The sequence below is a fragment of the Longimicrobium sp. genome (genome assembly GCF_036388275.1).
GTDB lineage: Bacteria > Gemmatimonadota > Gemmatimonadetes > Longimicrobiales > Longimicrobiaceae > Longimicrobium.
Window position 1 is genome coordinate 70,455 of sequence record NZ_DASVSF010000109.1, and the last position, 14,984, is coordinate 85,438.

General features: G+C 68.9%; 26 protein-coding genes. All 26 read right to left on the bottom strand.

The features are described from left to right. Window positions 1-34: 34 nt before the first annotated feature. The 26 genes from VF632_RS25020 to VF632_RS25145 all read right to left on the bottom strand — a co-directional run bounded on the left by VF632_RS25020 (window position 35) and on the right by VF632_RS25145 (window position 14,817). Entirely contained in the window at window positions 35-166 is a 132-nt protein-coding gene (locus VF632_RS25020) for a hypothetical protein (protein ID WP_331025677.1), read from the bottom strand. Between the two features lie 98 nt (window positions 167-264). Then, window positions 265-780 carry a hypothetical protein gene (locus VF632_RS25025; RefSeq protein WP_331025678.1) on the bottom strand — a complete coding sequence of 172 codons (516 nt, stop codon included), beginning with the start codon at window positions 778-780 and terminating at the stop codon, window positions 265-267. A gap of 10 nt (window positions 781-790) precedes the next feature. Beyond that, complete coding sequence (locus tag VF632_RS25030) at window positions 791-1,183, bottom strand: DUF3307 domain-containing protein (RefSeq protein WP_331025679.1); 393 nt, start codon at window positions 1,181-1,183, stop codon at window positions 791-793. Further along, window positions 1,180-1,380: a hypothetical protein gene (locus VF632_RS25035; RefSeq protein ID WP_331025680.1), complete on the bottom strand. Its 201-nt coding sequence runs from the start codon at window positions 1,378-1,380 to the stop codon at window positions 1,180-1,182. Before VF632_RS25035 ends, VF632_RS25030 begins: the two co-directional genes overlap by 4 nt. After that, entirely contained in the window at window positions 1,377-1,535 is a 159-nt protein-coding gene (locus tag VF632_RS25040; RefSeq protein ID WP_331025681.1) for a hypothetical protein, read from the bottom strand. Before VF632_RS25040 ends, VF632_RS25035 begins: the two co-directional genes overlap by 4 nt. Then, window positions 1,535-1,726, bottom strand: coding sequence for a hypothetical protein (locus VF632_RS25045; RefSeq protein ID WP_331025682.1), 192 nt, complete (start codon window positions 1,724-1,726; stop codon window positions 1,535-1,537). The genes VF632_RS25040 and VF632_RS25045 overlap by 1 nt, the downstream gene beginning before the upstream one ends. Window positions 1,727-1,886: 160 nt before the next feature. Beyond that, window positions 1,887-2,138, bottom strand: a complete 252-nt coding sequence (locus VF632_RS25050) for a hypothetical protein (RefSeq protein ID WP_331025683.1) — start codon at window positions 2,136-2,138, stop codon at window positions 1,887-1,889. Between the two features lie 104 nt (window positions 2,139-2,242). Further along, window positions 2,243-2,494: a hypothetical protein gene (locus VF632_RS25055; protein WP_331025684.1), complete on the bottom strand. Its 252-nt coding sequence runs from the start codon at window positions 2,492-2,494 to the stop codon at window positions 2,243-2,245. Window positions 2,495-2,496: 2 nt separating this feature from the next. After that, complete coding sequence (locus VF632_RS25060) at window positions 2,497-3,393, bottom strand: hypothetical protein (RefSeq protein WP_331025685.1); 897 nt, start codon at window positions 3,391-3,393, stop codon at window positions 2,497-2,499. 80 nt (window positions 3,394-3,473) lie between these two features. Further along, a complete protein-coding gene (locus VF632_RS25065; RefSeq protein ID WP_331025686.1) occupies window positions 3,474-4,058 on the bottom strand; it encodes a hypothetical protein in 585 nt (194 codons plus the stop codon). 32 nt (window positions 4,059-4,090) lie between these two features. Further along, window positions 4,091-4,576: a hypothetical protein gene (locus tag VF632_RS25070; RefSeq protein ID WP_331025687.1), complete on the bottom strand. Its 486-nt coding sequence runs from the start codon at window positions 4,574-4,576 to the stop codon at window positions 4,091-4,093. 31 nt (window positions 4,577-4,607) lie between these two features. Beyond that, a complete protein-coding gene (locus VF632_RS25075) occupies window positions 4,608-5,288 on the bottom strand; it encodes a hypothetical protein (RefSeq protein ID WP_331025688.1) in 681 nt (226 codons plus the stop codon). Further along, window positions 5,285-5,701, bottom strand: a complete 417-nt coding sequence (locus VF632_RS25080) for a hypothetical protein (RefSeq protein WP_331025689.1) — start codon at window positions 5,699-5,701, stop codon at window positions 5,285-5,287. Before VF632_RS25080 ends, VF632_RS25075 begins: the two co-directional genes overlap by 4 nt. Next, complete coding sequence (locus VF632_RS25085) at window positions 5,701-6,261, bottom strand: hypothetical protein (RefSeq protein ID WP_331025690.1); 561 nt, start codon at window positions 6,259-6,261, stop codon at window positions 5,701-5,703. Before VF632_RS25085 ends, VF632_RS25080 begins: the two co-directional genes overlap by 1 nt. Before the next feature lie 171 nt (window positions 6,262-6,432). Continuing rightward, on the bottom strand, window positions 6,433-6,756 hold the full coding sequence (locus VF632_RS25090) for a hypothetical protein (RefSeq protein WP_331025691.1): 324 nt from the start codon (window positions 6,754-6,756) through the stop codon (window positions 6,433-6,435). A gap of 35 nt (window positions 6,757-6,791) precedes the next feature. Then, window positions 6,792-8,747: a DEAD/DEAH box helicase gene (locus VF632_RS25095; protein ID WP_331025692.1), complete on the bottom strand. Its 1,956-nt coding sequence runs from the start codon at window positions 8,745-8,747 to the stop codon at window positions 6,792-6,794. Then, window positions 8,744-8,968, bottom strand: a complete 225-nt coding sequence (locus VF632_RS25100; RefSeq protein ID WP_331025693.1) for a hypothetical protein — start codon at window positions 8,966-8,968, stop codon at window positions 8,744-8,746. The genes VF632_RS25095 and VF632_RS25100 overlap by 4 nt, the downstream gene beginning before the upstream one ends. Continuing rightward, window positions 8,965-9,480, bottom strand: coding sequence for a hypothetical protein (locus tag VF632_RS25105; RefSeq protein WP_331025694.1), 516 nt, complete (start codon window positions 9,478-9,480; stop codon window positions 8,965-8,967). The genes VF632_RS25100 and VF632_RS25105 overlap by 4 nt, the downstream gene beginning before the upstream one ends. Then, window positions 9,477-9,659, bottom strand: a complete 183-nt coding sequence (locus VF632_RS25110) for a hypothetical protein (protein ID WP_331025695.1) — start codon at window positions 9,657-9,659, stop codon at window positions 9,477-9,479. Before VF632_RS25110 ends, VF632_RS25105 begins: the two co-directional genes overlap by 4 nt. Then, window positions 9,656-11,443, bottom strand: coding sequence for a DNA polymerase (locus tag VF632_RS25115; RefSeq protein WP_331025696.1), 1,788 nt, complete (start codon window positions 11,441-11,443; stop codon window positions 9,656-9,658). Before VF632_RS25115 ends, VF632_RS25110 begins: the two co-directional genes overlap by 4 nt. A 68-nt stretch (window positions 11,444-11,511) precedes the next feature. Continuing rightward, window positions 11,512-11,706 (bottom strand): hypothetical protein, encoded by a 195-nt coding sequence (locus VF632_RS25120; RefSeq protein WP_331025697.1) that lies wholly within the window; start codon window positions 11,704-11,706, stop codon window positions 11,512-11,514. Next, window positions 11,697-12,299: a hypothetical protein gene (locus VF632_RS25125; protein WP_331025698.1), complete on the bottom strand. Its 603-nt coding sequence runs from the start codon at window positions 12,297-12,299 to the stop codon at window positions 11,697-11,699. The genes VF632_RS25120 and VF632_RS25125 overlap by 10 nt, the downstream gene beginning before the upstream one ends. Window positions 12,300-12,301: 2 nt before the next feature. Further along, complete coding sequence (locus tag VF632_RS25130) at window positions 12,302-13,168, bottom strand: AAA family ATPase (RefSeq protein ID WP_331025699.1); 867 nt, start codon at window positions 13,166-13,168, stop codon at window positions 12,302-12,304. 130 nt (window positions 13,169-13,298) lie between these two features. Continuing rightward, on the bottom strand, window positions 13,299-13,634 hold the full coding sequence (locus VF632_RS25135; protein ID WP_331025700.1) for a hypothetical protein: 336 nt from the start codon (window positions 13,632-13,634) through the stop codon (window positions 13,299-13,301). Further along, complete coding sequence (locus VF632_RS25140) at window positions 13,631-13,819, bottom strand: hypothetical protein (protein ID WP_331025701.1); 189 nt, start codon at window positions 13,817-13,819, stop codon at window positions 13,631-13,633. The genes VF632_RS25135 and VF632_RS25140 overlap by 4 nt, the downstream gene beginning before the upstream one ends. Continuing rightward, entirely contained in the window at window positions 13,819-14,817 is a 999-nt protein-coding gene (locus tag VF632_RS25145; protein ID WP_331025702.1) for a PD-(D/E)XK nuclease family protein, read from the bottom strand. Before VF632_RS25145 ends, VF632_RS25140 begins: the two co-directional genes overlap by 1 nt. Between the last annotated feature and the right edge of the window lie 167 nt (window positions 14,818-14,984).

Below are 14,984 nucleotides of genomic sequence, written 5' to 3' on the forward strand. Positions count from 1 at the left end.
ACCCAGTCTCCACCCCAGGGGTAAGCGCGGCCTGTCAGATCTCGTTGAGATCCGCCATCTCGCGGTCCTTCTTCGCCGGGCGGGTCCGCCGAATGGACCCTCGGGTCAGCAACCCGAGGATGCCCATGAACCAGAGCCCCTGGATGGCTTCCCACAAACTGATCACGCTCAGATTTTAGTGGTCACATTCCGTCATCAGTAGTTCCCAAACGACTCATCTGAGTAGCTGAAAGCACAAGATCTGACAGGAATAAACCCCGCCTGTCACTCCACCTTCTCGAACACCGTGCCGAGCTGATCGGCGGGGATCAGCTCCAGGCTGGGGAGCACCCAGCCTGGCTCCAGGACGGTGAAGTCCTCGCGCATCAGCTGGGGCTGCGCCGTCGCGCCGAACGAGACCAGGCACGTCCTCCCCTGGTCCGCCAGCCACTGGGCGGCGTCCACCGCGTTCGTGCCGTCGTACTCGTAGGCCGCGACGACCGCCGACTTCCGTCGGAGCTGAGCGGACTTCCGGTCCTTCTTGCCCTTGCCGCCGTCAGACGCCGCTGAAGCCGTGTCCGGGGTAGCGGCTGCCGCAGCTGCTGCCGGGGCCGCCACGGCTTCCACAGCTGGCTGCACAGGCTGTGCAGTGACCGTGGGCGTCGCGGCCGGAGCGGTGACCGTCGTGGGCGGGTCCTTCTGGACGATCGCGGGCGTCGTGGTCTCGGCTGCCGTGCCAGCGGGGGTGGCAGGCGTCGCGGGCGTTGCCGGGGTGGTTGACGTGCCGGTGGTCTTGGCCACGGGGTCCCTCTCAGTCTCGGGTGGCGGTCGCCAGGACGTTGACCGCCAGGTGGAGCGTGTTGTCCGCCGCGATCATCAGCCAGACGGACATCCACGGGGGAGTGTCCTCGGGGTACCCGGTGGCGGTGTGCGGCGGCCGGTAGGCGGCCGGGGCGGCCTGGTTCTTCAGCCAGACGGCGTGCTTGGCCAGCCGGTACCGGTCGATGACGGCGTGGGTGCCGCCGATGACCAGCAGCCGCCACGGGGACCGGGTCACCAGCAGGTGCGCGGCCGTGTACGTCGCGGCGTGCGCGAGCGCCGGACCCCAGGCCTCGGTCTTCCGCTGGGCCTGGTGGTGGGTCTGCACCAGGTAGTCGCCGATCAGGTGCGCGAGCACCAGCCGCGTGCCGGTTGACACGGTCACAGCTTCTCCGGCTCCGCCTGCCGCTGCTCGGCGGTCTGGACCGAGTGGGCGTAGGCCTGGGTCAGCGCCTTGCCCACCTCCTCCAGTGTGGCCGTGCTCGACCACGCGCACTGCACGACCACCTCGATCTTCGACGGCTCACCGTCGGGCGCGGGCACGGCGGTCGGCAGCTCCAGGCGCAGCTGGAAGTTCCTCATCTGGTCTCCTCCAGAGCCATCAGCATCTGGTCCAGGGTCTCCTGGGCCGTCTGGGGCACCGGGAACGGGTCCAGGAAGTCCACGGCCCGCACAGCGTGCTGCTGGTCCCCACCGCTCAGTGTCAGCGCGAGGGCCAGCAGACCGGCGAGACCCATCAGCTGGCCGCCTCGTCCTCGGGCTTGGCCACGGACTTCCACTCGGTGCGGGCGTACTCGGCCACGGCGGTCCCGTCACCGCCGTACAGGACCAGGTTCCCGTCTCCGGTGACATCCCACGAGGCGGCGGTCGGGTGGGGGACCTTCAGGCCGCCGTAGTGGTCGCTGGTCGGAACGTAGACGTTCAGCATGGGTCCAGTATGCCGAGAGATGTCAACCAGACCCCGGACAGCAGAAGACCCCCTGCCGGGGGGAGTCGGCAGGGGGTCTTCCGGCGGCCAGCCCGGGGAAGCTGGTCTTCTCAGCCTACGCGGGCGGCCCAATCTCTCGCGGCCAGATTGTGGGGCCGGATCAGGCCTCGATCTTGTCGGCGACGAACTGGTAGCCGAACTCCTCGGTGGCGGTGCGCGCGGCCTCGGTGGCCTTCCGCTTGGTCCAGTAGCGCTCGGCGTAGTCAGCCAGGAGAGGCGCGTGGACAGTGTACTTCGGGCCCTCGTAGATCCAGAAGCCGATGCCCGCGACTGCCAGTGCGAGAACGAAGGGGATGGACATCCGGACGAGGATCAGGAAGACGGTGGCCGTGTCGATCAGTGTCTGCGTCATGCAAGAAGTATGGCATGGCTATGTCAACAGTGTCAACAACTACTTTCGGCCGAACGCCAGAGAGCCCGCCACCGGCTGGTGACGGGCTCTCGACCTGCGATTACTCAGTCCACGGGGACCGGATCGACCCCCAGGATCTTGCAGACCTTGACCTGGGTGGTCCCGGTCTCGCCCGGCTGCTCCAGGCGCTTGCGCTCCTCCCGGCGGAACCGGGCCGCCTCGCGGCGGGCCTCGGTCCGGTCGATGAACGGGAGCACCTGGTCCCCCTTCGTGTCCACGACCGGACCGGTCCCCCAGGCGTGGACCACCCCGTTGTCCGCGATCGTCACCACCACGTAGAGCCCCGCGTCGGCCATCGTCAGCCCTTCCCGTTCCGGCGGGCGTCCTTGTTGGCCAGGTAGGTCTGCCGGTCCTGTGCGGCGATCTGGCGGTCGGACAGCCCGTCCTGGTTGTGCCGGTTCTTCCGGCCCTTCCGGCGCTGCTTGCGGCTGCCCGGCCGGTTGCGCGGCGCGGGGTAGGCGTCGGTCCGGAACTCCACGAAGTCCGGCCGCTCGGAGTCCATGCGCGCCAGGAACCCGGCGTGCTCGCTGTCCATCTCCTCGCGGCGGCGCAGCTCGTCCTCCTGCTCGTCCAGGAAGTTCGCCCGCTCCTCCTCGGTCATCCCGGCCCAGATCTCCTCGAACTCGTCGTCCGTGGCGCTGGACAGCGGGTCCGCGCCGGTCTTGCTGGAGAACGACGGAGCCGGGTCCTTGGCGATCGTGCCGCCGCTGTACTTGCTGTCCCAGTCGAAGTCCCGGGCGTAGACCGAGCTGCCGCCGTAGCTGTAGGGCATGACGGTCTGACCGGCACCCGGCCGGGTGTCGCGGCGGGCGGGCGTCCACGGCTTGGCCGGTGCCACGCCGCGCGGGGACTTGGAGTAGGGCGCGTAGTCCTGGAGCGCTGCCATCGCGGTCCAGAAGCCGTAGTAGGCGTTGTGGCGGCTGCCGAACTTCGTCTTCGGGGCCTTGCGCAGCGCCTCGTCCTTGAAGTGGCTGGTGATCCGGCCGTCCATGACCATCTGCGCGATGCGCTCGGCCACGTCGGTGCGCTTGACCTTCGCCCGCCACAGGTAGTCAGCGCCGGGGTGCTGCTCGACCGTGATGCCGGGGAAGTTGCCCTCCAGGTCTTCCCGGACGCGGGCCCGGAGCCACAGGTACTCGGGGTCCTTGCGGTCGGTGACGAAGGTGAAGAAGCCGTGCTCGGTGACTACCCACATGATGATCGTTTCCTGTCTGTCGGGTCGCTGCTGCGTTGGTTCAAGTATGGCATAGATGTGTCAACAGTGTCAACAAGCAATCAGCTCGTGGCGCGCACCTGCTGCTGGAGGGCCACGAACCGGGCCTCGGCCTCCTCGGCCAGGGCCTGCCACTCGGCCACCTCGGAGGACAGCCGCTCGATGGTCGCCAGGGCGTTGTCCAGCTCGCGGGCGACGGTCGCCTTGCTCCGGCTGGTGCCGTAGTGCGTGGCCAGGTGGACGGCCTGCTGGGCGGGGCTGGTCTCCCGACCGCACCCGCCGAACGGGCAGAGCACCCGGCGGTGGGCGTGGGCGGCGTGGATGTTGACCCGGCCGACGGTCTGGAACGGCTTGCCGCAGTCCGGGCAGGTGGGGGACGTGTCAACCGACTCCGGATTGGCCGGTGCCGAGCTAACTCCGTGCTCGCGCTTCCAGCGTTCGATCTTGGTCCGGTTGTTGACCAGGTGCCGGGGGCTGCCCAGCTTCGGGGTGATGGAGCACGTGGACTTCCCGTCGGGTGCCCGCATGATCGCGTGCCCCGGGGTGCTCAGCCGACCAGTCCAGCCGAGGTCTTCCAGCTCGCGTACCAGCGCGGCCATCTCTCGGTGGAAGCTGGCGGGCAGCTTCAGGCTCGTTGTCTGCGTCATGCAAGAAGAATAGCAGCTGCTACTCAACTATGTCAACGAACGGCTACCTGCTCCGCCGTGTCGGTGCCATTGACCCGGTGGCGGCCCTCGCGCTCCGGAGTGCCCCAGGGGACCCGCAGCGGGGGCGGCGTGGGGATGTCCCCGGGACGCACGCCCATGCCGATCAGCTGCTGGGTGCGGTCGAAGTCCCAGCCCATGTGCTCGCGGATCAGGCGGCCCAGCTTGTCGCGGTCCTCGAACAGCTCAGCGACCTGGCGCTCCAGCTCGGCCAGCTTCTGGGTGACGAACTCCCGGTCGCCCAGCAGCTTCTGGCGGTTCTCGCGGCGCTCCTTGGCCTCGCGCTCCTCGCGCTGCCTGCCCAGCTCGCGGATCCACCGGGCCAGGACCCCGATCGGGCCCTTCATCTTCGCGGCCACGTTCGTACCGAGGATCAGGATGAAGGCGGCCAGCAGGCACCACTGGACCACGACGTTGTCCGAGACCATGTCCCAGACCTCAGTGGGGATTCCTTCCAGCACCGCTGGACCTCCTTCCTGCTCGTTCGATGCTTCAGTCGCCCAGGAGGCGGAGATCGCGGAGGTCTTCTTCTTCCTCCCGGCGCAGGCGCTCGTCACGCCTGGCCAGGATCTGGGTCCCGAAGCCGAAGACCAGGTGGAGAACCGCCGCGCCCAGGAAGCCGTTACCGGTGCGGTAGCCCGATCCCAGGCCGTGGGCGGCCAGCCAGCCGCCGATGCCCATCGCCAAGGCTCCGCCGAGCAGGGCCAGGATGTCCGGGACGCGCCGGGAATCGGTGACCAGCAGCCCCGCTGCCACCAGCAGCAACGCCGATCCAGCGCCCGCTGTCAACCAGTCGTCAACCGGGCTGTCCCGCAGGAACGTGATGCCCAGGACCAGGTAGCTCACGCCGACCAGCAGGTGGCCGACGGACAGGCCACGAACCCATCCCATCGCCAGGCTGATGAAGGCCAGCCCGGCTGGAGCCAGGAAGGACAGGCCGAGCATCTTCAGCGAGATGTCGGCCTCGATGCCCCGCAGGGCCTCGGAGCCGCCCAGCTCCGCTGAGGAAGCTGCACCGACGGGGAGCGTCAGGTAGTCCATGCCGCGCTGCGCGGCCGTCCAGAGCGTCACCACCTGGGCGATGAGCAGGATCGTGTTCGTACTGCCTGGACGCCAGTTGCCTCGCAGTCTCCAGCTGCACAGGCGGTTCCAGGCGTGGCTGATGGCGTTCATGTCTCCTCGGGGACCAGCGGGCGACCAGTTGCATCGCGGGGATCGGTGAGCGGGGTGACACGGTCTCGTGCTCGGATCCGAGCGACGATCCACGGGCCCACCAGCGACCAGGCAACTCCTACGGCCAGGACGGCGGCGGAGGACTGGTCAGCGAGTGCTTGGAGGTCATAGTCCACGGGGATCAGCACCCCCAGCAGGCGCAACACTCCGCCGATGCTGAGGATCACACCGGAGATCGCTCCAGCCACCTTGGCCGCATTGAGCACGGGCTCGGGCCGCTTGCCGGAGTCCTCGACCAGCCGCTGGGCTGGCGGGTCCTCGGGAGGTGCTGGAGGCGTGTCAACCGGCGGCACCGGCCCCGGACGGGCCTGGATCGGGATCTCGGTCGTGTCCGGGGCGCGGTGGTCGGCCATCAGTCGTCCTGGGAGCCCTGGCCCTCGGCCTGGGTGCGGACAGCCGCCAGCTGCTGCTCGCGGCGCTCGTCGGACAGGGACTGAAGGGTCTCGGCGTGCAGCTGCGACCGCTCGGAGTTCAGCGCGATGCCGCCGTTGACCGAGGCCGTGGCGTTGCTGCCCTGGACCTCCTCGGCGGCCTTGGGCTCCGAGGTGCCGTCGGACTGGGCCGGGCCGTTGGCGTCGGCCTCACGGAGCCGGGCCACGATCTCGTCCCGCGTCCCCGCAGCGTTGATCTCCCGGTCCTTGGCCTCGGACTGGAGCCTGCGGTAGGGCCAGACGTTCTCGTCGTCGTAGTCGTCACCGTCGTCCTCCTCAGCCTCCTCGGCGGCCGGTGGCTGGACAGTGCCGACCAGCGGGTCCTGGTTGATCTCCACGTCCGCCTGCTTGTTCTGGGCGGGCGCGACCTCGGACGTGTTGGCGGCGACGGCAGACGGCTGAGCGTCCGCCGGGGAGTTCCCGGTCGTGTCGGCCGGGTTCCCGGGGGTGGTCGGGCTGGACGTGGCTGCGGGCTGGGTCATGGAAGTGCACCTCACGGAGTCAACGGAGCGTGGGCATGTGCGCGCTCACGGTACCGAGGTACCCCGCAACTGGGTCCGGACAGCACAACGCCCCCGGCAGGACTCCCCTGGCCGGACGAACCGGTGTCCTGGGAGCCACCCTGACGGGGGCGCTGCTCGGTGCTGGGTGGATCAGGTGGGATCGACTGGCACGAAGCGCAGGTAGACCTCCACGGGATGGTCTCGCTCGACGCGCTTGTCGGTTGACACCTGGACCTCCCAGCGCCCGCCCTCGGGGTTGGCGAAGGCTGCGATGAGCCCCCGCCGGATGCGGTAGGCGGTCTGGGAGAACACGCCGTAGCGCGCTTCCGGGCCACCTCCCACCAGGTGCCACTCGCCGGGCTTGCCCTTGACGGTGTCGGCCACGGTCCCGAAGTCCTCGAACAGCACCCGCGACCGGGTACGGCGCGGCTGCTGTGCAGTGACAGTCGGGCTGTCGATCACGGATGCAGTCATGGGACCAGTATGGGACAGATGGTCAACAGTGTCAACTAGCTGAACAGCGCCAGCAGCTTGTCCTGGTCCCCGACCAGGCTCTCCAGCAGCATCGCGTTCTGGCCGTGCCGGTCGATCTGCTTGTCCTCGACCGTGCCCGCTGTGACGTAGTCGATCACGTTGATGCTGTCGTGAGCCTCCGAGCCGATCCGGTGGACCCGGTCCAAGCCCTGCTTCCACAGGATCGGGCTCCAGCTCCGCTGGACCCGCAGCAGCCAGTTGGCGGCGGTCAGCGTGACGCCCGTGCCACCGGCCGCGTAGGTGTAGAGCATCCAGCGCTTCTTCTTGCCCTGGAAGTCGTAGATGGCCTGGTCAGCGGCGGCCTGGGTCATGTCACCGGCGATGACGGCGATCTGGTCGGGGTCGATCCCGGACTCGATCATCTGGGCCTCCAGCAGCCGCAGCAGCCGCCGGGACTCCAGCGAGACGGCCACGGAGTCCGTGCCGAACTCGTCCCCGTTCATGTCCTCCAGGACGGCGTCGATCTTCCCGCTGGGCATCCGCAGCAGCATCTTGACCGGGATGTCGTCATCGGTGCTGGCGCTGGTCGCCTCGGGGTCCTCCGGGTAGCCGGTGGCGCTGGCCAGCATGGTCAGCCGCCCGGTGGCGACCATCGGGTTGGAGGCGATGATCTTGCCCTCCTTGACCAGCAGGATCATCTCGTCCCGCATCTGGTTGTAGGCCTTGCGCTGCTCGGTGGCCATGTCAACCTCGCGGACCATGCCGCCACCCATGATCATGGGCGGCAGGCTCAGCACCTCGGCCTTCAGCCGACGCCGGGTGATCGCGCCGAAGCACTGCTGGAACTCGTCGGTCCGGTGCGGCTTCAGGCCGTAGGTCTCGAAGTACCCGGCCAGGTTGTAGCCGGACTCGGCGTAGTACTCGATCCAGCTGGTCTTCACCGGCCAGGCCTCGGCGTCCGCGTAGTGCAGGACGGTCCACGCCTGCTCCACACGGCGGCTGACGGGCGTACCGGTCAGCCCCCACCGCATGGCCTCGGGAGCGCTGCGCACGACGCCCCAGAGCGCCTGGGTGGTCTGGGAGGTGTTGTTCATGGCCTTGTGCAGCTCGTCGGCCACGATCAGCGCCCAGGGGATCTTGTTCAGCTCCTTGGCGTGCGCCTGGCACTTCGCCTCGGTGACGGTGTCCTCGGCCGACTGCTGGGGGCCGCCGCAGGCCTCGCACTTCTTCAGCGCCTGGCCGGGCGCGGCAGCGAACCGGGTGTGGATCCGCAGGGCGTCCCAGCCGATGATGGCGACCCCGGTCTGGGCCTCGGCGATCTGGTCCAGGGCCTTGCGCCGCTGGGTCGGTGTGCCGGTCACCAGGACCACCGGGCCCGGGGCCTCGCCCAGGAAGTCGGTCAGGTCATCGAACCAGGCGGTCCGCATGGTCTTCTTCGGCGCGATGATCAGCACCGGCCGGTTGACATCGGGCAGGTTCAGCTTCCGCATCCCGTTGATCGCCCCGGCGGTCTTGCCGATGCCGGTCTCGGAGAGCAGCAGCCGCCCGCGCGTGGGCTCGATCCCATCGCCGTAGGACAGCCAGTCCCCGTCCACCTCCTGGTGCGGGAAGAACAGGTCGTCCGGGCCCTTGACCGCGTCCTTGTCCAGCTTGTCCGCCAGGGCCCGGAGCTTGCCCCAGTGCTCGGCCTGCTCGTTGACCCAGGCCTGGAGAGCCGGGTGCGGGAGGATCGGCAGCTTGGTCTCCTTCGCCATCGCCCCCAGAGCCAGCACGGCGGGCCAGGCCTTCGGCAGCGTCCAGATGCTGTCGGCCTTGGAGTACAGCGCACCCGGGATCGACTGGAGGCGCGGCATGTAGGTCGGCGGCACGTAAACCGCCATGCGCCCGGCGTACCGGCCCTCGTGGATGTCGAAGGGGTAGATGCCGGGCGTCGCACGCTCCAGCTTGGACGTGTCAACCGCCGGGGCGGGCTTGGACAGGGTGGCGGTCATCGCGGCTTCTCCATCAGCTGGGCCAGCACCTTCTGCTGGCGGATCTCCTCGCGGCCCTCCTCGCGGGCGAGCGCGATGGCCTTGGCCACCCGCTCGATCTGGCGCAGGCTGGCGTCGTTCACGTCCTGGATCCGGACGGTCTTGGCGGCGGCGGGCATGACCGCCTGGTAGGCGACGTGCATGTCCAGGCCGGTCGGCTTGATCTCGGCGGGGTTGATCACGGTCGGGGCTCCGGGCTCCATCGGGTGTTCACGAACAAGATCGCGTGCTTCAGCGCCATGACGGCGTGGCCCTCGCCGCCCCGACCGACGTTCAGCGGCGGGACCTTCTCCGAGCGGTAGTGGTCCACCTTCGCCGGGGTCCCGAAGGACTTGGCGTGCGAGACCTCCTGGACGAAGAACCGCTCCGGGTCGTTGTTCATCACCCAGCGGCAGAAGCCGATGATCTCCACGGCCTCGGGCTCCCAGGTCCGGACGCCCTCCCGGGGGTACCAGTTCTCGATGACGATCAGGTCCAGCCCGCGCTTCGTGCTCGGGTGGTTCTGGGAGGCCAGGGACCAGACCCGGTTGCAGAACGCCATCTGGGAGGGCTCCTCGCCCCACTCCAGGGGCTCGATGCCGATCCCTGTCAACTGCTCCTCGTCCACGACCGGCCGGAACAGCAGCCAGCCCGTGGTGCCCCCGGGGTCCACGGACAGCATCAGCCGGTCCCCGTGCGCGATGACCTGCTTCACCACCACTCCAGGGCGGCCGGAGGCGCGGAGTTCGCCACCCGCCAGGAGAGGACGTGCGGGCCGTTCATCTCGCGGTACTTCTCCTCGTAGAGCTTGGCCCAGGTCTCGGCCTCCCCCTCGTTCTCGAAGGGTCCGACCAGCCCCGGTCCGGTCTGGAAGATCACGAACCACTGCCTCATCCCTTGGCCTCCGCCCAGTTGGCTCCGGAGCTGGGCTCGGCACGCACGGCCAGCCCGAACTCCTCCTCGGTCCACACGGTGTTCATCACCTCGGCGATCTCGTACATCGCGTCCTTCTCCTCGGTCTTCGGGATCGAGAAGCAGACCTCGTCGTGGACCGGCAGCAGCATCGTGTCGCCGAACCCTGCGGCGTCCAGCCGGACCAGGGCCTTCTTCAGCGCGATGGCGGCCGTGCCCTGGGTGACGTAGTTGCCCAGCTTCCGGCGCTCCTGGGGGTCCTTGACCCGGAAGACCCGGCCGAACGGGCTGGTGGCCGTGTGGATGGTCTCGCCGCCGTCGTCCTTGGCCGTGGTGATCAGGGAGTTGCCCACGTCCTCCAGGGACGGGTAGGCGGCCTCCAGGGCCTTCCACGTCGGGACCAGGGAGTAGACATCGACCTCGGCCGTGGCCGCTGCGGTCTCGATGCCGCCGCCGAACAGCTTGGCGTAGACGGTGGACTTCAGCAGCGTGCGGCGCTTGTCGGCCTTCTTGAAGTCCGGCTCCCCGTAGACGGTCTTGCCCAGCTCCACGAAGAAGTCCCCACCGGTGGCATCGGCGGTCTTCAGGGCCTCGACCATCTTCTTGTCCTTGTTGATCACCGCCCAGATCCGCAGCTCGATCTGGCCGTAGTCCGAGGACACGAAGACCTCGTCCTCCGAGCGCGCGACGATCCCCCGGCGGACGACCGGGTCGTTGGCGGGCAGCTGCTGGAGCGGCGGGTTCTCCACCGACATGCGGCCGGTGCGGGCCTCCATCGGCTTGATGCCCGGGTGCAGCAGACCGCGCTCCAGGGTGCTGCCCGCGCCGTTGAAGATCGGCTCCAGGTAGGTCCCGCGCCAGCGGTGCACCTGGCGGTACTCCAGGACCAGCTTGGCCGCCGGGTGGTCGATCAGCTTCAGCACGTCCTGGTCCAGCTTGGCCTTGCCCGACGCGGTCTTCTCCGCCAGCGGGTAGCCGTCGTTCTTCAGGACCACCTCCAGCTGGCCGTTCTGCGCCGGGTTGGAGATGCCGTAGAGCGCCAGCTGGGCCTTGATCGAGTCCTCGCGCGCCTGGTGGTCCTCGATCTGCTCCAGCAGGTACTCGCCGTCGGTGGGCAGGCCGCGCCAGCTCATGTCGTTGACCAGCCGGATGACCGCGATCTCCAGGTCGTGGTCGGCCGCCCAGAGCTTCCGGCGCGGGGCCCACAGCTCCCACAGGCCTGCGGTGATGCACGTGTCAACCACGCCGTAGAGCGGGTAGGGCTTCCACCCGAGCGGGACATCCGCCCAGGTCCAGCCCGCGTTCTTCATGCCGGTGTGCAGCACACGCTCCCCGGCTCCGGCCCAGCCGCCGAACTCGCGCTGGGCGCAGCCCTTCAGCGTGCGGGCCTGCTCGGCGAAGCCGCCCAGACCGGCCCAGACGAAGGTGTCCTCCACGATCGACCAGTCCAGCTCGATGCCGTGCGCGCGGAGCGCCAGGGCGTCGTAGCCGCTGTTGTGGAAGACCAGCGGGATCCGGGCCCGGGAGCAGTACTCCAGCGCGCCCTTGATCAGTGCGGTCCAGCCGTCGAACGGGATGGCCCAGCCACCCTCGACATCCCCGAACTGGATCAGCCGGACCTTGAAGGTGGAGGACCACCAGTCCAGCCCCGTCGTCTCCGTGTCGCAGGCAACCATCTTCCGGTCCGGACGTGTCAGCCACGTCCAGAAGTCAGCGACCTGGTCCGGGCTGGTCAGCACGCGGATCCGCAGGTTCGGCACGCTCATGGATCTCCCCCTTCCTTGTCAACCGAGACGACAACGCCGGGCAGCGGTGAGGCTGCCCGGCGCTGTCATCAGGGGATCTCGATCGAGATGATCTTCAGCTTCGGCTTGCCGCCGACGGTGGTGCGGACGGCCGGGAAGATCTGGTCCAGGTCGGCCCCGGTCTTCACGGCCTCGTCCCGGGCACGGTCCACCGCCGCGCCCAGCTCGGCGAGAGACAGGCCAGGCCGACCCTCACCGCGCTCGGCCCCGAGGATCAGGCCCACGGGTTGCCAGCGGAGCCGGGGGCCCCAGCGCCCGCCGTGGCGGGCTCCTGGATGACCTCGCCCGTGGTGGTGTCCACCTGCTCGTCGGCGGTCTCGTCCTCCAGGGAGACCGCAGCGGCGGCCGACGCGGAGGTGGTCTTGACCGCGCCACCCTGGCCGCCACCGAGCGGGTTGACCGAGACCGACTTCCGGTAGTTGACGTTGGTCTGTGGCTGGCCGTTGAACTCCCCGGCCTTTAGGTTGACCTCGACCACCGCGCCGACCATCTGCTCGGCGATCTGGTCCGGGGTCGGCTTGGCCGACATGATCCAGTCCTGCGGGGCCCCGAGGACGCGGAGCGACTGCGCGAAGATCCGGGCGGCCACCTCGCTCTCCGGGGACCAGACCAGGCGGTTGTCCACCGTCTTCCCCTTGGCCCCGAGCGGGCCGCCCTGGAAGGCCAGGGTGACCACGAACTGCTGCTTGCCCTTGGCCGTCTTGCTGGCCTTGGCCTTGGTGACCTTCATCGTGTAGTCGCCGGTGTAGGCCACGCCGTTCAGCTCGTCCCCGAAGGACTTGAACTCGTCGGCGAAGCTGAAGTCGTTGTCGCTCATGGTCAGTTGCTCCCCTGCTCAGTGGTGGTGTTGGCGTCCCCGGCCGTGTCAACCGGGGTCTCGTTCTGGGTCGGTCCGGTGTGCGCCGGTGCAGCGATGCCCCGGCCCTTGTAGACCATCTTGATCAACTTCTCGAACGTGACGTTCTTGGCGCGGATCTCGTCCTCGGTGTCGCCCGTGACCTGCGGCAACTGGATGATCGGCGGGATCCGGCCGCCCACCCGCTCCCCGGCCTCCTTGTTGTTCATCCGGCGGGTCTGGAGGAACCGGGTCTCCACGCCGTTCACGTCGGGCTCGACGTAGATCCACGCGGTCACGTCCATCAGGTACGGGATCTGCGTGGCCAGCTGGCCCTGGAGGTAGGGGCGCATGGTCCCCTGCTGGTCCTCCTTGGTCATGGAGGTCAGCACGACGGCCTCCAGCGGCTTGGTCGGGTGCATCGTGAGGTCCCGGAGGTCCCGCACGAAGCCGCCGACCTCGCGGAGCGCAGCGCCCCAGTCCTGGATCTTCATCTGCTCACGGCCGGAGGCGTGCTCGACGTAGCGGTACTGAAGCTCCGAGATCGAGTCCACCGTGGCGGACCGGAACGGGTGCTCCCCCTGCTTCAGCCAGTCCAGCACCTGGAGGGCGGTGGACCAGTTGCGGGTCGGCACGACGGCCGTGTCCCACTCGGGCTCACCCTTGACGATCTTCGGCGCGGGAGGCGGTCCGACGATCGGGTCCCAGATGATCGACTTGATCGGCAGGAACCGGGCGGCGCTCTCCACGTCCAGCATCACGCGGGGCCAGGGGGTGGAGGCCCCCAGCAGCGACTTCCCCGCCTTGCTCGGTCCGTGGACCAGCATGGAGAGGGCGTTGACGGTGGTCATCGGGCTCCGTTTCCGAGCCCGGTCAGTTCAGTGTTCAGTGATCGAGATCGTCTGATTCTGAGTCTGATTCGGGTTCGTGTTGTTGTTGATCGTGTTGACATAACCTACCGCACTCTGCGGCAGGAAGCTACTAGGGGCCCCAGACCGAGAACAGCGTGTCCGGCGGGTAGGTGCAGACGCCGGAGGTCGTGCAGACGTAGACGCCCCGACCCTCGGGCTCGGTGTGCCGGAGGTAGCCGCGATGGCCGGGGGTCTGGATGATCCGGCCGAAGTGCTTGGCCTTGTCCAGCTCAGCGGCCGTCAGGTGCTCGACGGGCTCTCCCGAGCGCCGGGCGCGCGGCACGCGACCTGCGGAGCCCAGCAGCGCCCTGGCGGCCTGCTCGCAGCCCTTGCAGGCTGTGCTCCTGCCCTCATGCCGGAACCGGGCGTGCAGGTCGTTGCGGACCGCTGCCTGCCCCTTCTTCACGTCGGGTCTCCGGTGTCCGCCGACATCGTGATGGTGATCGTCTCCGGACTGTCCTGGGACTCCCAGGACCCACGGGACAGGGTCAGGGTCAGCATGGCCTCGTGGGCGTTCTGCGGGCTCGGCAGCCGGAAGGCCACGGTGGAGTGGCGGTCCAGCGGCGGGAAGTGGACCAGCGTGTACTTCATCAGGCCGGGCCCCCGGAGATCTCGGCGTCCCCGGCGCTGTCGGCCAGGTACCGGGCCCACGGGTTCCCCTCGGTGTAGAGGTCGGCCAGCATGTCCTCGGCACCCTGCGGGCTGGACTGCATCAGGTCGCACGGCAGCTTGAACGGGCACGTGGCGCACTGCCAGCCGGGCTGGAAGTAGGCGATCCGGCGGTGGTCCACCCCGGCGTCCAGGGCGAACCGGGTCCGGGCCAGCTCGGAGACCGCACCCTCCAGGCGCACGTCGTAGGCGGCCTGCTCGACCTCGGAGATCTCGATGGTGACCCGCTTGTAGAACGGCGGCTTGGCGGTCGGGGTGCGCAGCACCTTCCGCAGCAGCGTGTAGACCACGCCGCGCACGTCGGAGTCCGGGTCGTTGGCCTTCAGCAGCCGCCGGTACAGCCGGGGCTGCGGCGACTTGTAGAGGGTGACCATCGCGGGCTCCCCGAAGTTGCCCATCGTCTTGAAGTCCGCCACGTAGATGGTGCCGTCGGACTTCCGCCGAATCTGCCGGTCCAGCTTGCCGCGCAGCAGGATGGTCACCTCGGTGTCGCCATCGGGCGTGTCAACCACCATCGGCAGCTCGTGGGTCAGCGCCTGCTCCACCGCGACGGTGTCGAAGTAGGCGTCCTCACCGTCGGCCTCCAGCCACTCCAGGTAGCCCTCCATCATCCGGTGGCCCAGCTTCGACTCCTTGTCCAGGGCCTCGATGAACGGGTTGCCGTTGGCCTCGGCCACCGCGTACTCGTGGGCCATCAGCTGCTTCCACGCCTCGGCCGGGTGCAGGCCCAGGTCGTAGTAGGCCTCCAGCGCGGCGTGGATCCGGGAGCCGAACGGGAGCGGCCCGGTCGGGGGCTCGTCCTTCAGCCGGAGCTTGCGGTAGGTGCCCAGGTACCAGGCGCGGCGGCACTGGGCGAACTTCCCCAGGTCGCTGAAGCTGGCGATCGTGTTGTCCGGGATGTGGATCGCAGGTGCGCTCACAGGGTGCTCCAGTTGGTCGGGGTCTGCCCGGCGGCCAGCCGGTAGATGGTGTCGGCCCAGGCGGCGGCGTCCGGGGTGTTCACGGCCAGCAGGGCGGTCGCAGCAGCGTCCAGCACGTCCCTGGGCTCGTAGCTGACCCGGGTGCCCTGGTGCTGGGTCAGGGTGAC

Coding starts and splice junctions, on each gene's coding strand:
- VF632_RS25035 (WP_331025680.1), bottom strand. CDS start 1,380: ATGAGGAACTTCCAGCTGCGCCTGGAGCTGCCGACCGCCGTGCCCGCG.
- VF632_RS25040 (WP_331025681.1), bottom strand. CDS start 1,535: ATGGGTCTCGCCGGTCTGCTGGCCCTCGCGCTGACACTGAGCGGTGGG.
- VF632_RS25045 (WP_331025682.1), bottom strand. CDS start 1,726: ATGCTGAACGTCTACGTTCCGACCAGCGACCACTACGGCGGCCTGAAG.
- VF632_RS25050 (WP_331025683.1), bottom strand. CDS start 2,138: ATGACGCAGACACTGATCGACACGGCCACCGTCTTCCTGATCCTCGTC.
- VF632_RS25055 (WP_331025684.1), bottom strand. CDS start 2,494: ATGGCCGACGCGGGGCTCTACGTGGTGGTGACGATCGCGGACAACGGG.
- VF632_RS25060 (WP_331025685.1), bottom strand. CDS start 3,393: ATGTGGGTAGTCACCGAGCACGGCTTCTTCACCTTCGTCACCGACCGC.
- VF632_RS25065 (WP_331025686.1), bottom strand. CDS start 4,058: ATGACGCAGACAACGAGCCTGAAGCTGCCCGCCAGCTTCCACCGAGAG.
- VF632_RS25075 (WP_331025688.1), bottom strand. CDS start 5,288: ATGAACGCCATCAGCCACGCCTGGAACCGCCTGTGCAGCTGGAGACTG.
- VF632_RS25080 (WP_331025689.1), bottom strand. CDS start 5,701: ATGGCCGACCACCGCGCCCCGGACACGACCGAGATCCCGATCCAGGCC.
- VF632_RS25085 (WP_331025690.1), bottom strand. CDS start 6,261: ATGACCCAGCCCGCAGCCACGTCCAGCCCGACCACCCCCGGGAACCCG.
- VF632_RS25090 (WP_331025691.1), bottom strand. CDS start 6,756: ATGACTGCATCCGTGATCGACAGCCCGACTGTCACTGCACAGCAGCCG.
- VF632_RS25095 (WP_331025692.1), bottom strand. CDS start 8,747: ATGACCGCCACCCTGTCCAAGCCCGCCCCGGCGGTTGACACGTCCAAG.
- VF632_RS25110 (WP_331025695.1), bottom strand. CDS start 9,659: ATGAGGCAGTGGTTCGTGATCTTCCAGACCGGACCGGGGCTGGTCGGA.
- VF632_RS25115 (WP_331025696.1), bottom strand. CDS start 11,443: ATGAGCGTGCCGAACCTGCGGATCCGCGTGCTGACCAGCCCGGACCAG.
- VF632_RS25125 (WP_331025698.1), bottom strand. CDS start 12,299: ATGAGCGACAACGACTTCAGCTTCGCCGACGAGTTCAAGTCCTTCGGG.
- VF632_RS25130 (WP_331025699.1), bottom strand. CDS start 13,168: ATGACCACCGTCAACGCCCTCTCCATGCTGGTCCACGGACCGAGCAAG.
- VF632_RS25140 (WP_331025701.1), bottom strand. CDS start 13,819: ATGAAGTACACGCTGGTCCACTTCCCGCCGCTGGACCGCCACTCCACC.